We start from the raw sequence: 15,409 nt of genomic DNA, 5'->3' as shown, positions 1-15,409 counted from the left end.
AGACCCGCGACTGATTGAAGACCACCAAATTTCCTTGTTTTGTGGGGGTCTTAAACCCAGTTATTCATCCGCCACTCGTACAGAATTCATTCTGAATTCTGACTCCTGACTCCTGACTCCTGACTCCTGTTTGATAAAATTCTGATCTTCCGGTTCATCAGCATCAGCCGCCCGTTGAAATAAATCATCTAACAATTCGATACTAGGGTGGGGGAATTTCTAAATCTTTGCAAATCTTGATAGCTAGAATATCAACAATCTCAGTATGTCTTGGAACTGCCGAGGTTCTGTTGTTTGATGAATTGTAATAAATCGTATGCCTTCCACCCTCCCGAAGAAACAAACAGCCGTTCTTTTCCAAATGGCGAATCAATTCACGTCTTTTCACTATAATTTGACAGTAATCTGTTCACGGACGACATCTTTACCGGAGAGTTGTTGCTCTGCGAGTTCCCGATTTGATATTAGAATTAACTCTATCGCTTCCCGTAGGCTTTCTCTAGCTTCTTCCAGCGTTCTCTCTTGTATATTAGCGCCGGGTAACTCCTGAACGTAGCCGATATACCAATCATCTATCTTTTCAAATACAGCAGTGAAAGAATTTTCCATACCCAAAGCCAAATGCCTCACTTCAAATCTATAACTATATAAGCTTTTGCATTCCAGCCACAACAATTTCTGCTAGGTTATCTGATAAAGTTAGGAGTGGCTTTTGGAGTCCCCATTCTTTAACTTTAGTTGCTGAAAGAGCGCCATGAGCAGTTGCATTCCGCAGTGCTTTAGCGAGTCTTACAGCCTCAACCCAGTTAGAAATAGGTTGAGATTTAACTATCCAATGTTCAATGATTTTTTGATCTCCATTTTCAAGACTGAGAAAATCTGCAAGTGCGCTCTTTCCTTCAATTGATGGATCTTTATTAAGCCATCTCTCAAGACTCACCCTTGTTGACTTCGGTGGATTTAATGGATTATAGTTGTTTGCTAAGTCGCATTGAACAGTGAAATCTTTAATACTTTCTGGATTCAAACCTCCATTACCTTTTGTCAGCAACAATGTTTTTATAATAGTTTCAAATCCACCCCAAGTCATTACAAGTCGCCACTGAATACCACGTGCTTTATGTGTATCATTGGGTTTGTCATCGCAGTTATGGCCAACAGCAGGCTCCTCCCATTCTAAGCCAGATTTCATCAGATAAAATCCTTTTGATAAGGCTTGGATAATATCACAGATATGGTCTGAGTTGTCTGAATGAGTCTGGTTGAAGTAAGAGAGCCTCCTCTGTATATCCTTGCACTTGGCTGGATCATTTATCCAAGATTCATGGGAACCCAAAAAGTACCATAGTTCGCGCCAGACATCTTCAAGATGTGTCGATATGTTCAGATAATTTTCAATAACCATAGTGATGAATAATATTTGGTGTCATACAAAAGTACATAGAAACAGTAGATTGTTGAGGTAGATATTCTGCATGTAAATGTGTTTACTTATCTTACTTAGACAGTTTCAATATTAATTCAGTATTTATACTGGATTAAACAACGACCCCTTCTAATTCTTCATCTGTCAACTCATACAACTGGCGCAACTTATCTAACTTATCATCATCAGCTTGCCAAAAACCGCGCCCATGCGCCTCTAACATTCTGCCTAAAATATTGCGAAAAGCTTCAGGATTTGCCTTGCGTAACTTATCCGCCATCTCTGCATCTAAGGCATAAGTATCAGCCGCTTGGTCATAAACCCAATCATCGGTAAAATCGGCAGTACCACCCCAACCAATTAACGCCGTCATCCGTTGGGAAATTTCAAAGGCACCACCAGAACCTTGATTCGCCATCGCTTGCGCCCATTTGGGATTTACCAACTTGGTGCGATATTCCATTCGCAGCAAATCATCTAAATTGCGGGGTGTGGTATCTTTCGAGAAACTTTCCACAAAGCTGGTTGAAACCTTCTTACCGCGTTGTTTTTCTGCTGCCCTTTTCAAACCGCCGGTATTAGCGTAATATTCTTGAATATCAGTTAAACCATATTCTACCGAATCGATTTCTTGAACAATGCGATCGCTAGTTTTTAACAACGTGTTCAACACTTCCGGTCTAGCTTGACCTTTATCTTCTCTCCCGTAGCTGAATACATTGCGACTTTGCCAAGTATTGCCCAACTCCTCGCCAGATTCCCAGTTACCATCAACTACACTATCATTCACCAAAGAACCAAAATCACCCGCCGGATTAGAAAACAATCTCGCCGATACATTTTCTACACCTTGGGCTTTTAAAGCTAAAGCGTGTCTTCTAATAAAATTCTGATCTTCCGGTTCATCAGCATCAGCCGCCCGTTGAAATAAATCATCCAACAATTCGATAATATTTACAAAACTATCCCGGAAAATCCCCGACAAATTACCCAACACATCAATACGGGGATGTCCAACTTCCGCCAACGGCTTTAATTCATAACGAACAACTCTGCCAGTTCCTTCCTTAACAGGTTCAGCCCCCACCAATTCCAACAAAATCCCCAGAGATTCACCCTTAGTTTTAATCGCATCCAATCCCCAAAGCATCACCGCCACAGTTTCTGGATATGTCCCATGTTCATCCAAATGCTGGGCGATAATTTTTTGAGCAATTTCTCGTCCCCGTTGGTATGCCGCAGGTGAAGGCATCCGATAAGGATCTAAAGCATGAATATTCCTCCCCGTAGGCAAAACACCAGCCCCATCCCGTAACAAATCACCACCAGGAGCAGGCGGAATATATTCCCCATTCAATCCCCTTAACAAATTCGTTAACTCATCCGTAGATTGCATCAACAAATCCCTTATTACCCTTTCCTCCTCCTCTCTTTCTTCTTCTTCGCGTCCTTCGCGCCTTCGCGGTTCGTCTCCAAAATAAGCCTCCAAATACGACCCCAATTCCTCCTCATTCGGTGCTTCCCCCAAAGTATGCAACCCAGAAGAAAACAACCGATTTTCTAAAACTTGCAAATATCCATACAACTCCACCAAATAACCATCAAAAGCATGAGCGCTAAACATCCGCACATTTTCGGGAGTAAAGGCAATACCCAACTTTTTCGCCTCTAAAAACGGACAATCTGCATCTAAACCAGAGTCCACAATTTTTTTACAAATCCCTTCCTTCAAGACATAATTATTTTGTGGATCTTCACGATATTCTGAAATCAAATCTCGCAATGCTACCAATTCCTTATACAAACCTGCACGACCATAAGGCGGTACATTATGAGAAATTAATACACCATAACCGCGACGTTTTGCCAACATCGATTCCGAAGGATTATTCGCTGCATATATATATAAATTAGGCAAATTCCCTAACAAAATATCCGACCAAGAATAACCCGTATTACCCAAAGGAGAACCAGGCAACCATTCTACCGTTCCATGCATCCCAAAGTGAACTATAGCATCAGCTTGAAACTCATTTTGCAGCCATTTATAATAAGCAACATATTGGGGATGGGGCGTTAAATCTCGTTCAAACATTAAGCGCATTGGGTCGCCTTGTATACCCAAAGGTGGTTGTACACCTATCCACACATTTCCTAATTGCACACCACCAATTTGGAATTCGTCGCCAGAGGTTTTAATTCCAGTCCCCGTGAGAGATTTCCATTGTTTTTCGATGCGGGAGGTTTGCAGATATCCTAGCCATTTTTCTAATGTGCGGACGTTGACAGATGCAGGGATATTCTCCCCGTCATTTAAAGCTTCATCCGCCTCTTTCACCCAGCGAATCAATTCTTCCCCATCTTCCGGCAAATCCCCGACGGTGTAACCTTGTTCTTTGAGTGCGTGGAGAAACTTCAGCAAACTACGCGGGACATTTAATAATGCAGCTGTGCCCACAGCACCATAACCTGGAGGAAACCCATATAAAATGATCGCAATCTTGCGTTCCGATGCCGGTTTTTGTCGCAAAGCCACCCAACTTTTCACCCTACCAATTAATCGCTGCACCCGTTCGGGAACTAGATAAATATTTTCGCCCACTAAACCACCGAGGGGAACGGTATCAATAGCACCATCTAATTCTGGTAACGCGTACAACACGACACTTTGCAATCCGCCGACACCTTGGCGCGTCCACGAGGAAATATCTTGAATTAATAGTGGTGCAGCAACAATATAAGGTACATTCTTGGCAGTGAGGATGCGCTTTGCTACTTCCACCTGACGCCCAGCTTCCATTGAACCAGCCGGGCCACCCACCAGAGGAAAGCCAATTGTCGAAACGATCGCATCTACTTTAACTGCTTCACTAGAAAGTGAGGGAGTCTCTATATTACCTAATTGTCGTTGCTGAATTTCATAGTCGGTTGTCATCAAATCTCGTACCGCTACGTGTCCTTCCACGCCGTTGATGAAAATGGGCAAAGGAGTTAACCCGGCTGATTCAAAACTGCGAATTAGTTGGGGAATGTAGGGTTGTTTCGTGATGACGTGTTTTCGGTAGAGGAGAATTCCTACTACTGGGGAGACGCGATTAGGGGAGACGCGATTAGGGAAGACGCGATGAATCGCGTCTCTATAATGGGTTTTATACCATTCTGAATACTCGCGGGGCGATTCAAAAAATCCTGGATAGTCGGGATGGAGTAATCCGATGTTGGGGGTTTCGACTAGCGGCGGAATGTCGCCGACTTTTAAACCTAAGTATTTTTCTGCTAGTGTCCAGAATAATGAAGCGACGTTTTCTGAACCGCCAGCATTCCAGTAACCATAGATAATTAACCAGTTGCGTAAGTCTTGGACTTTTTGCACTGGCACGTATTTCAGTAGTTTGGGGCCAATTTTTAAGAAGCTGATGTAACCAGCGAGTTTGTCTTCTTCTCGTCCGTTGCTAAATTTGTCGAGGATGAATTTAACTGGTTTGGGCATTCCTTTGGGGTTGTCGCCAATGGCAAAGTCACCCAATTTGGTTAAACTCATCAATTCCAAGGCTGACTCAAACACCAGGCGGATGGGAATTTGGGCAATGCGATCGCGCAACCACACAACTTGGTCATAATCAAATAGTAGGCTACCGAAAAATACATCCGCTTCATGAAGTGCTGCTTCTACCTCGGTGCGTTTACTGGTAATATCGCGATCGCTAAATACCCGAATATCCAACTCTGGACAGCGAGAGTTAGCCAAAAAAGCTGCTTTTCTATACAAGTCAGCGTTGAACGATTCAAACCCAGCAACCAAGACGATGCGTTTCATGCCTGTAAGCTACGAAATATTTCTTTACTTAAATTTTAAACTGGCTCACAGGCTGATTGTTAAATATCTACCCACAGATTTCGGTCAGTAGTACCTTGAGGTAGGACGTAAATTCAGCTACCATCTCAATTAAGAAGACAATTGCTTGAGCAACTGGTTAAAGGTCGGTAAACTTCCGTCACAGTCTACTAAGTACATTTGTCAGCGTTATTATCTGAATAATGGAGGCAATTGCTGCATTTCAATTTATTGCAAAAATTAACGGGTTATTCCCGATTTGGATAAATTATAATGGTTCTGTTTTTGGTGAAAATATACCTTTGAATTAGTGGATTTTACCACAGTAAATTTGCTGTTCAGATTCAACCAAAAACTTCTTTTATCTACCAGTGTAGTAGGACTTCAAATAATGTGGACATTCCCAACATCTACTTCAAAAAATTTATTAACAAAACTTTGTATCTATAATTGCAAGAGATTTAAACTAGTACAGCAGTGCGGAAATAAACCACCCATTCCAAATCAATAAAAAGCTTACACTGTATACCATTTTGAATTTTCAATTTTGAATTCCGCGCTGCGGTACTAGTGTCAAAATAACTAACTTGAGGATGAAATCATGAAATTTGGAATTGATAGCGGCCACAATTGTTCACCAGATACAGGAGCGAGCGGGATTAAATTTGAGGATAATTTAACTCTAGATGTCGGTAATAGAGTTATAACCAAGTTAAGAGCTTTGGGGAACGAAGTCGTAGTATGTAGACCAAGTAGCGCTCGTACAGTAACTGAATCGCTTTCAAAAAGATGTTCTACAGCTAATGGGAGTAAAGTAGATATTTACGTTTCGATTCATTTTAACTGCTTTAACGGACAGGCTAATGGCACAGAAGTATATGCGAATAGCGATACGGGGAGAAAAATCGCTAAACCTGTACTAGATGAAATCCTCAAGTTAGGATTTTTTAATCGCGGCGTTAAGAGTGGTTCCCACTTGTATGTTCTGAAAAATACAGATATGCCCGCAATCCTGGTAGAAGGTTGCTTTGTCGATTCGCAAAAAGATATGAATCTTTATAATCCAGAAGCAATAGCTAATGCGATCGTCAAAGGCTTAACTGGTAAAGTGCCAAGTGTTCCTGTTAACCCCGTACCAGATGAAGAGGAGAATGTAGATACCACTATTCAGAGACTACAAAAATCCTTAAATCGACTCAAAATAACGGATAAAAATGGTAAAGCGTTAATAGAAGATGGCTTCACCGGAGCTAACACCAAATCTGCCGTAGAAAAATTTCAGACTATTGTCGGGGTTCAGCCGACTGGAATTGCTGATGATGGTACATGGAATGCCATAAATCTAATTTTGGCAAAACGAATTATCAGACCAAATCATGCTGGTGGTGCAGTTGTCAGATACTTGCAATACCGTTTAGGTGTTGATAATGATGGCGTCTACGGGCCGCAAACAGAGGTTGTAATTAAGAACTTTCAAAAGCAAAATGGTTTAGAAGCCGATGGGATTGTCGGGCCTACTAACTGGCAGAAATTAATTGGTTAGGCTGATGGCAGATTGGTCATCTGAATTATAAAACTATAGCGATCGCAGATGGAAATTTCTGCATCCTATGGTTGAATACCCCCACCATGCGATTTGGTGGGGGTACAAAAACGCCGTTTACTGTTGTGGATATGAGAGATGCGTTGGTTGCCAAAAGTACTTAGGCAAAATCACCAAATACTGCCAATACTGCGTAAGTCTTATGATTAGCACAAGCGCCACTTCTAAATATCTGGGAATGTGAGGAATGTCAATTTTTGTTAAGCGCAAAACCCGCGATGGCGAAATGCGATCGTTACAGCAAAGCGCCGAACGTGAATTCAAACGCCAATTTTTCGGTTTACTTCTGGTAATTGTCACCTGGAGCCTAGCTATGGGATGGCTTCTAGCTTTGGCAACTAACGCTCAAAGTGCTACTCCTTCCGCCGAAATTGGCACTGTTGACGTAGTGCCTCCACAGTACCAACTAGGGCAAGAAGTGTATTTAGAAAACTGCTCCACATGCCACATCGGCTTACCACCAGCCGTTTTGCCCACCCAAACTTGGAAAAATCTTCTGGAAGACTCCCAGCACTACGGCGCACAACTAAAGCCTTTAGTCGATCCGCAGCGCATCTTGGTGTGGAAATATCTTTCGACTTTCTCCCGTGTCCAGCTAGACGACGAAGAAACACCCTATCGCGTCAACAACTCGCGTTATTTCAAAGCTTTGCATCCAGGAGTTAAGTTACCACGTCCCGTCCAGCTTGGCAGTTGTGTCAGCTGTCATCCCAGTGTTAGTGACTACAATTTCCGCCGCCTGACAGCAGAGTGGAAGTGAAGAGGGAGGAGTTTTGGAAATGCTGCTGATTGCGGCTTTGGCGCGAGTAAGCGAGGCGGCAGCCCCAATGAGCAGCATTCCCAGTCTGAGACTGGGAACGAGTTGAAAAAAATTCATAACTCTTAACTCATAACTCCTCACTCTATTCTCCCACTCCTTCTCTGGCCTCATCTGCGGGCAAAATGATACTATGAAGAAAGAGTAAATATAAGATAAGAGTTAAAATCAATCATTTAAGAAAGTGATTGGCTCGTTTTTCTCCTGTTTTTGAGGTAATTCTCATTTCACACCCATCCACGACCGAAACGGTTGGGCTGGGTTAAATGTTTATAATCAATGCCGAACCTTTAATTCCCATCCCCCTTGATTCAGTTCTATAATCTGCCATGCTAAAACTTTTGTTGGGCGACCCCAACGCTCGTAAGCTTAAAAAATACCAACCTTCTGTTACTGAAATTAACCTTTTAGAGGAAGACATTAAGGTTCTTTCCGATGATGAGTTAAAAGGTAAAACCGCCGAATTTAAACAACGGGTTGCCAAAGGTGAAACTCTGGATGACCTATTGCCAGAAGCTTACGCCGTTGTCCGGGAAGCAGGACGACGAGTTTTAGGCTTGCGGCACTTTGATGTCCAACTCCTTGGCGGGATCATTTTGCATATAGGGCAAATTGCCGAAATGAAAACCGGCGAGGGTAAAACATTGGTCGCCACCTTACCGAGTTATTTGAATGCCCTCACTGGTAAAGGTGTACACGTCATCACCGTGAACGATTACCTGGCTCGTCGGGATGCGGAATGGATGGGACAGGTGCATCGATTCTTGGGGCTGAGTGTGGGGTTAATCCAGGCAAGCATGACTCCCAGCGAACGCCAGAAAAATTACGACTGCGATATTACCTATGTCACCAACAGTGAGATTGGGTTTGACTACCTGCGGGATAACATGGCGACATCAATGGCAGATGTGGTGCAACGCCCGTTCAATTATTGTGTGATTGACGAGGTAGACTCGATTTTAGTTGATGAAGCACGGACACCACTGATTATTTCTGGGCAGGTGGAAAGACCTACAGAAAAGTATCTACAAGCGGCTGAAATTGCATTCACACTCAAGAAAGACGAGCATTACGATGTGGATGAAAAAGCTCGTAACGTGCTATTGACAGATGAAGGCTTTGCTGAATCGGAAAATCTTTTGGGAGTCACAGATTTATTTGACCCAGATGATCCTTGGGCGCACTTCGTTTTCAATGCGATTAAAGCCAAAGAACTTTTTCTCAAGGACGTAAATTACATCGTCCGCAATGGGGAAGTGGTAATTGTGGATGAATTTACCGGTCGGGTACTGCCCGGACGGCGTTGGAGTGATGGACTACACCAAGCTATTGAAGCCAAAGAACACGAAGAAATTCAGCCAGAAACTCAAACTCTAGCGACAATTACTTATCAAAATATGTTTTTGCTGTATCCAAAACTCGGTGGAATGACCGGAACAGCAAAAACAGAAGAACCAGAATTTGAAAAAATTTACAAACTGGAAGTCACGGTAATTCCCACCAATCAAACCAGAAGACGCGAAGACTTGTCTGATATGGTCTTTAAGACAGAACCGGGCAAGTGGGGGGCGATCGCTAAAGAATGTGCCGAAATGCACGAACTCGGCAGACCTGTATTAGTAGGAACCACTAGTGTAGAAAAATCCGAACTTCTCAGCCGACTGCTGAAGCAACTGGAGATTCCCCACGAATTACTCAACGCCCGACCGGAAAACGTGGAGCGTGAGGCGGAAATCGTCGCCCAAGCCGGACGAAAAGGTGCTGTTACTATTGCTACTAACATGGCTGGTAGAGGTACAGACATTATCCTCGGTGGTAACTCCGAATACATGGCACGTCTGAAACTGCGGGAATACTTCATGCCCCGAATCGTCATGCCAGAAGATGAAGACAGCTTTAGCGTTCAAAGACCAGCCGGATTACCAACAGGACACGGCAGTGGTCAAGGCTTTGCCCCCGGCAAAAAAGTCAAAACTTGGCGGGCTTCGCCAGAAATTTTCCCCACCCAGTTGACAAAAGAAACAGAAAAACTAATCAAAGAAGCAGTAGAAATTGCGGTGCGTGAGTATGGCGATCGCAGTTTACCGGAACTGGAAGCAGAAGACAAGGTAGCGATCGCCGCAGAAAAAGCTCCCATTGACGATCGCGTGATTCTGAAATTGCGGGAAGCTTACAATCGCGTTAAGCAGGAATACGAACAATTTACTACTCGCGAACATAATGAGGTCGTAGAAATCGGCGGTTTGCACGTAATTGGTACAGAACGCCATGAATCGCGGCGGATTGACAACCAGCTGCGCGGACGTGCAGGAAGACAAGGCGACCCTGGAACCACGAGATTCTTCCTCAGTTTAGAGGATAACCTACTGCGGATTTTTGGTGGCGAACGGGTTGCTGGGTTAATGAATGCTTTCCAAGTGGAAGAAGATATGCCCATCGAATCTGGGATGCTCACCCGCAGTTTGGAAGGCGCTCAGAAAAAAGTTGAAACCTACTACTACGACATTCGTAAGCAGGTGTTTGAGTATGACGAGGTGATGAACAATCAACGTCGTGCTATTTATGCCGAACGCCGCCGGGTGTTAGAAGGTCAAGATTTGAAAGAACAGGTAATCAAGTACGCTGAAAAAACGATGGATGACATCGTTGATTACTATATCAACATAGACTTGCCCTCAGAAGAGTGGGAGTTAGAAAAGTTGGTTGAGAAAGTTAAAGAATTCGTCTATCTGCTAGCGGATTTGCTGCCAAATCAATTAGAGGATATGTCTGTTAGTGAGATTAAAGCCTTCCTCCACGAACAGGTGCGAATTGCTTATGACCTCAAAGAAGCGCAGATTGACCAAGTTCAACCCGGACTGATGCGCCAAGGTGAACGCTTCTTTATCTTGCAACGCATTGATACACTGTGGCGGGAACACCTGCAACAAATGGATGCCTTGCGCGAATCCGTGGGATTACGCGGTTATGGTCAGAAAGACCCGCTAATTGAGTATAAGAGCGAGGGTTACGAACTCTTCTTGGATATGATGGTTAACATTCGCCGAGATGTGGTGTATTCGTTGTTCATGTTCCAGCCGCAGCCGCAGCAGATGATGCAGCCTTCGTCTGAAATGGTGTAAGTAATCCCATATCTCATGCAGAGACGCAGAGGCGCAGAGGCGTTTTTGCGTCTTTGTTTTATGCTAGTAGTGCATTCGTTTGGCAGAAGAATCATTTGAGTATTGTTACTGAAAGAGCAAATCCCTTACTTTTATCAAGGAAAAAGCATTTCTTTTCCAGTTTGTTCACCAGTAATCAGCGTTCTTGATTGAGGATGCTGTATATTGCAGTATCTTGTAAGTTAATCAAAAAGGATGATGTCGAGCCTATATGCTAGAGTCCTTCCAAATACATAATTTCAGACTTTTTGATCATCTTGAGGTTAAAAGATTAGGTAATGTTAACCTCATTGTGGGCAGGAATAATGCTGGTAAAAGTACATTTCTCGAAGCAGTAGAACTTTATGCCAGCAACGCCTCACCTATGAGTTTTCTTGATCTTGTAGATTCGAGGCAAGAATCTTGGGTTAGTGAGGCACAACCACATACCCAAACTTTTCTTAGTAATCCCATACGCCATCTCTTTTTTGGTCATAAATTACCCGACATAGGAGAAGAAGGCATCATTCTGGGAGAAGTTTCCTCAAGCGCAAAGATTCATATTAGTGTTGCTGCATATCAGATTAAATCCGATGATGAAGGGACTATAAAAAGAATCCGCATCACTGATAAGCAGTTTCATGAGGATTTATCAGATATTGAAGTTGTTCTCGTAGCAAAAGAAAGTGGAAGAATTCGGAGACTCTTCAGATTAAATCGTGATTTTAGAGATACGAGGCTCACATCTAGAGTTGCTGAATTTAAATACACATGGCAATTTGTTTCGACAGAAAATATGCCTAATGGGAAATTAGCTGCTCTTTGGGATTTGATAAGTTTAACTAATCTGGAATCAGAAGTTATTTCTGCCCTTAAACTTATTGAACCTAAAATATCTGGAGTTGCTTTTGTAGAGGATATTACCAAAGGAAGCCGAGGCGATAATCGTATTCCACTAGTAAAAATTAAAGATATAGATGAGCCATTACCTCTCAAAAGTATGGGTGATGGTATGACTCGTTTATTCCATATAATTGTTGCTCTCGTAAATGCTCGAAATGGCATCCTTTTAATTGATGAATTTGAAAATGGATTGCACTGGACAGTACAGCCTAAAGTTTGGGATATTGTTTTTCATTTGTCTGAAAGGCTGAATGTTCAAGTATTTGCAACAACACATAGTCGAGATTGTGTAAATGGTTTTGACAGCGCATGGAATAAGTATCCTTCACTTGGTGCTTTCTTCAGACTTGAAGCTAAAGATAATGTCATTAAAGTAACAGAATACACTTCCGAAACGCTTACCGATTCTCTTGAAACGGACGTAGAAATACGCTGAATAATATGAGTGATATCTGTAAGAAAGATTCCGATAAAATATTACTTGTTGAAGGGATAGATGATTGCCATGTCGTAATGGCTTTGTGTGCTGCTCACCAAGTTCCTGAAACTTTTGGAATATATGAGTGTGGTGGAGATACAAAAGTTTTAAAACGTTTGAATGCTTTGATTGTACGTCCTGAATATCCTCAAGTGATAGGAGTAATGCTTGATGCTGATACTTCTATCGAAGGCAGATGGGCAAATATCAAAGGTAAATTAAGTCACTATAGCTATAAATTACCAGATATCCCTGATATTTATGGAACAATAGTTTAGAGTCTTCCAGATAAACCTAAACTTGGATTTTGGCTGATGCCAAATAATCAAAATTCTGGTAAGTTAGAAGATTTCTGTGCCGAACTAGCAGAACCAACAGCTTTAGCATTTGCAAGAGAATGTATTGCAAATGCTAAAGCAAAGAACTTAACAACTTTCAAACCATTAGATATTAGTAAAGGAGTTATTCACACATATCTTGCTTGGCAAGATGAACCTGGTCGTCCTATGGGGCAAGCGATTACTAAGCAAGCTTTGCGCCCAGATACAGATATCGCTAGAAGGTTTACCAATTGGTTAACACGTCTTTTTATGTAAAACTATTTCTTCGTTTTATAGCTCAATTAGAATAAATTTTAAATCCTAACTAGGAGTTTGCTGAAATGGGTAAGCTGGTACTGCCAAATCTTCAAGGTAAGCAAATGGGGCAAGTAATAGTTACCCTCACTGTCACGAATCGAATTGATCAAGTTTTGGCACAGCGAGGCTTTATTTCTCCAGAGGAAGTTCGCTCTTATATTCTGGATAATGTTTTAGTTGATACGGGTGCAACGTTACTGTGTTTACCTGCTAGCATTATTAGTCAACTAGGTTTAGTCCAAGGTGGAGAAGCCCAGGTAGAGACTGCGGCTGGAGTGCAGCAGGGGCGGATTTTCCGAGATGTTGAACTTAGTATTGGAGAACGTCAAGGAACCTTTGACTGTCTGGAACTCACAGAAGTACACTATGCGCTTTTGGGTGTGACACCAATGGAAGTTTTAGGGTTAGAACCAGACCTTAAAAACCGGAAGTTGTGGGTTTTGCCGATGAATTCTGAGCAAACTTACCTTAGTGTATTGTAAGCGACCATCTCAATTCAGAAGGGGCACTATGAAACAGAACAATAGAAGTGATTTCACTTACCGTCAGCTGGAAAATAATTTAATACATATTTCGGAATCAATTATTCAGGGTTTAAAATCTAACAAGTGTGAATTAAAAACTTCTACTGACTATGAAGAAAATGATGCATCTATAAGGTTATCTGAAATAGATGTCAGTCTGGAAAAATCTTTTATTGAGCTAGGAGTTTACTTCAGTTGGCCAAATGATATGTATATAATTCGTGTATGGGATAAAAGCATTACTCCTTCAGAGAAAGACAAAAAAAATTGGAAATCAAAAGAACCATGTCCTGGCCATTTAGTATGGCAACATGAAGACGAAGATTTATCATCAGAGCAAGGATTTTCAAATTTTGATTCAGATTTGCACAAACTTGTTTACGAGTACGTTAAAAAAATTCAGGATTTTTATTTATCTGCTGGTGGTGTAAGTCCTGAAATAAGGAATCTATTGTAGTAAAATTTTTATGTTAGAGATATAACAGCTTATAATATAGTTAGCAGTCAAGAGGTCTAACCTTTTCAGATCGCGGAAGCTAGGTCTTCCCTTGACTGATTTTTATTGTCTAAGAATAAACACCACACTCTAATGCAACTTTCAAAAGCTAAACAGATACGATCGCTTATACTTGGCGTAGTTTTGGGGTTGTCTGTGGTGCGATCGCAAAGTAAAGTAGTTTATCTAAACTGTTAAACTGTAGAGCTACGCTAACCTTAAGCCCAATTAGAATAAGTTTAACGTGAGTTCGACAAATCTTTTTTGACCTCTCCCCCAGCCCCTCTCCGACGCGGAAAGGGGAGCCAAAAGCCTAATTTTTCATTGCTCCTCCCTTTCCGTTTCGGAGGGAGAGGTTCATCGAACTCACGTTAAGTTTAGGATGCTGCACAGGAGAGCAAAATGGATACATCTAATGAAAAAGCTCTTATTTATCTGTAGCTAGAATAAACTACGAAGTCCCACCGCCGAGGCTGTATTTTCTGAATATGAAGGACTTGAAACAGACTCGGCAGGTTTAGATCGCTATGCTGAAGTACCAGTTTCAACGGAGGCTATTATCTGGGCTGATATGATCTTTGTAATGGAAAAATCTCATAAAAATAAGCTATCGAAAAATTTTCAGCCCTTTCTTAAAGATAAAAAAATTATCTGTTTAGATATACCAGATGAATATGAGTACATGGAACCAGCTTTAATTGAGTTGTTAAAACAGAAAGTGCTACCAATATTAAAAATTAAAAAATGAATATTCAAGAAGCTTATAATTCTGCCGCAGTAGATTACGACAATTTACGTCGCATTCTAATTCCCTGTTTTGATGACTTTTACAAAACAGCCGTTGAAATCATCCCAGGCGACGGCGCTGCGCCTTTGAAGATTCTAGATTTGGGTGCTGGTACTGGACTTTACTCAGGTATGGTTCAGTCCGTCTTCCCCAATGCAGAGTTCACCCTGCTGGATTTAGCCCCTGAGATGTTAGAGAAAGCTAAGTTGAGATTTAGCAAAATGGGTAAATCTCCCAAAATCTTAATTGGTGACTATGTTGAGACTGATTTAGGTGGTTCCTATGACCTGATAATCTCTGCTTTATCGATTCATCATCTAAAGCCTTGCCTGCCTCAAAAAAGGCTCTCTCCACTTTGCGTTCCAAGTGCAAGTGATCGCTTTGTTCTTCCTCCGTCAACTCTAGAATTTCAACAGCACTAACTGTAATCGCTGCTATAGTTAGGTTTTATTCAAGGTCTTGGTTATCACCTATAAATGTTGGTTAACTGGAATAAATAGCCTTCGCTACCAAATACTTGCGTATTTTAGTGAAATTATTAACTTAATCTTATCCTTTTCTTGATTTTCTCTTAGTTGTGCCAAGACTTTTGATGCAATATATTTTACTTAATCAGTATTAAATATTCTCTAAAAATCCGATTTAATTTTTGAAAAGCTTGACCGATGTAGCTTTGGGTGATGTAAATCAGAGCTTCACAATATTTAGCAAGATTGATACCGGATTGTTAAGAGTTCTATGTGATACTGTCAAAACAGATTT

12 protein-coding genes and 3 pseudogenes are annotated in these 15,409 nt (G+C 41.7%); 9 read left to right on the top strand and 6 right to left on the bottom strand.

Going from position 1 to position 15,409, the window contains the following annotated elements; genetic code table 11:
• Positions 1-60 precede the first annotated feature (60 nt).
• The 5 genes from V7K31_RS20715 to bchH form a co-directional block, all read right to left on the bottom strand.
• A complete protein-coding gene (locus tag V7K31_RS20715) occupies positions 61-195 on the bottom strand; it encodes a hypothetical protein (RefSeq protein ID WP_335096529.1) in 135 nt (44 codons plus the stop codon).
• Between the two features lie 7 nt (positions 196-202).
• Positions 203-388, bottom strand: a complete 186-nt coding sequence (locus V7K31_RS20710; RefSeq protein WP_334862995.1) for a type II toxin-antitoxin system HicA family toxin — start codon at positions 386-388, stop codon at positions 203-205.
• Complete coding sequence (locus V7K31_RS20705; protein WP_334862993.1) at positions 388-609, bottom strand: type II toxin-antitoxin system HicB family antitoxin; 222 nt, start codon at positions 607-609, stop codon at positions 388-390. The genes V7K31_RS20710 and V7K31_RS20705 overlap by 1 nt, the downstream gene beginning before the upstream one ends.
• A 34-nt stretch (positions 610-643) precedes the next feature.
• Positions 644-1,405 (bottom strand): hypothetical protein, encoded by a 762-nt coding sequence (locus V7K31_RS20700; protein WP_335096527.1) that lies wholly within the window; start codon positions 1,403-1,405, stop codon positions 644-646.
• Positions 1,406-1,538: 133 nt separating this feature from the next.
• The gene (bchH, locus tag V7K31_RS20695; RefSeq protein WP_335096526.1) at positions 1,539-5,243 is read right to left on the bottom strand and encodes a magnesium chelatase subunit H; all 3,705 of its coding nucleotides are present in this window, start codon (positions 5,241-5,243) and stop codon (positions 1,539-1,541) included.
• Between the two features lie 619 nt (positions 5,244-5,862).
• On the opposite strand from bchH, the gene V7K31_RS20690 reads away from it, so the two are divergent.
• Entirely contained in the window at positions 5,863-6,804 is a 942-nt protein-coding gene (locus tag V7K31_RS20690) for an N-acetylmuramoyl-L-alanine amidase (RefSeq protein ID WP_335096524.1), read from the top strand.
• 25 nt (positions 6,805-6,829) lie between these two features.
• On the opposite strand, the gene V7K31_RS20685 is transcribed toward V7K31_RS20690, so the two are convergent.
• On the bottom strand, positions 6,830-6,958 hold the full coding sequence (locus tag V7K31_RS20685) for a hypothetical protein (RefSeq protein ID WP_335096522.1): 129 nt from the start codon (positions 6,956-6,958) through the stop codon (positions 6,830-6,832).
• Positions 6,959-7,090: 132 nt separating this feature from the next.
• Between V7K31_RS20685 and V7K31_RS20680 the strand changes: the two genes are divergently transcribed.
• The 8 genes and pseudogenes from V7K31_RS20680 to V7K31_RS20645 form a co-directional block, all read left to right on the top strand.
• The gene (locus V7K31_RS20680) at positions 7,091-7,624 is read left to right on the top strand and encodes a cytochrome C (RefSeq protein ID WP_335096642.1); all 534 of its coding nucleotides are present in this window, start codon (positions 7,091-7,093) and stop codon (positions 7,622-7,624) included.
• Positions 7,625-8,010: 386 nt separating this feature from the next.
• A complete protein-coding gene (gene secA, locus V7K31_RS20675; RefSeq protein ID WP_335096521.1) occupies positions 8,011-10,803 on the top strand; it encodes a preprotein translocase subunit SecA in 2,793 nt (930 codons plus the stop codon).
• Positions 10,804-11,053: 250 nt separating this feature from the next.
• Positions 11,054-12,160 (top strand): AAA family ATPase, encoded by a 1,107-nt coding sequence (locus tag V7K31_RS20670; RefSeq protein ID WP_335096520.1) that lies wholly within the window; start codon positions 11,054-11,056, stop codon positions 12,158-12,160.
• 5 nt (positions 12,161-12,165) lie between these two features.
• Positions 12,166-12,798, top strand: a pseudogene (locus tag V7K31_RS20665) (DUF3226 domain-containing protein).
• A gap of 65 nt (positions 12,799-12,863) precedes the next feature.
• Positions 12,864-13,322 (top strand): retropepsin-like aspartic protease, encoded by a 459-nt coding sequence (locus V7K31_RS20660; protein ID WP_335096519.1) that lies wholly within the window; start codon positions 12,864-12,866, stop codon positions 13,320-13,322.
• A 28-nt stretch (positions 13,323-13,350) separates the two neighbouring features.
• Positions 13,351-13,821, top strand: a complete 471-nt coding sequence (locus V7K31_RS20655; RefSeq protein WP_335096518.1) for a hypothetical protein — start codon at positions 13,351-13,353, stop codon at positions 13,819-13,821.
• Between the two features lie 454 nt (positions 13,822-14,275).
• Positions 14,276-14,608: pseudogene (locus V7K31_RS20650) on the top strand (low molecular weight protein tyrosine phosphatase family protein).
• Positions 14,605-14,937: pseudogene (locus V7K31_RS20645) on the top strand (class I SAM-dependent methyltransferase); the annotation flags it as partial. The pseudogenes V7K31_RS20650 and V7K31_RS20645, both read left to right, overlap by 4 nt.
• Positions 14,938-15,409 lie beyond the last annotated feature (472 nt).

It is taken from the genome of Nostoc sp. (assembly GCF_036917675.1).
In the GTDB taxonomy this organism is placed as follows: Bacteria; Cyanobacteriota; Cyanobacteriia; order Cyanobacteriales; family Nostocaceae; genus Nostoc.
This window is presented reverse-complemented; position numbering and strand designations above follow the sequence as displayed.

Coding starts and splice junctions, on each gene's coding strand:
- V7K31_RS20705 (WP_334862993.1), bottom strand. CDS start 609: ATGGAAAATTCTTTCACTGCTGTATTTGAAAAGATAGATGATTGGTAT.
- V7K31_RS20700 (WP_335096527.1), bottom strand. CDS start 1,405: ATGGTTATTGAAAATTATCTGAACATATCGACACATCTTGAAGATGTC.
- bchH (WP_335096526.1), bottom strand. CDS start 5,243: ATGAAACGCATCGTCTTGGTTGCTGGGTTTGAATCGTTCAACGCTGAC.
- V7K31_RS20690 (WP_335096524.1), top strand. CDS start 5,863: ATGAAATTTGGAATTGATAGCGGCCACAATTGTTCACCAGATACAGGA.
- V7K31_RS20680 (WP_335096642.1), top strand. CDS start 7,091: ATGCGATCGTTACAGCAAAGCGCCGAACGTGAATTCAAACGCCAATTT.
- secA (WP_335096521.1), top strand. CDS start 8,011: ATGCTAAAACTTTTGTTGGGCGACCCCAACGCTCGTAAGCTTAAAAAA.
- V7K31_RS20670 (WP_335096520.1), top strand. CDS start 11,054: ATGCTAGAGTCCTTCCAAATACATAATTTCAGACTTTTTGATCATCTT.
- V7K31_RS20660 (WP_335096519.1), top strand. CDS start 12,864: ATGGGTAAGCTGGTACTGCCAAATCTTCAAGGTAAGCAAATGGGGCAA.
- V7K31_RS20655 (WP_335096518.1), top strand. CDS start 13,351: ATGAAACAGAACAATAGAAGTGATTTCACTTACCGTCAGCTGGAAAAT.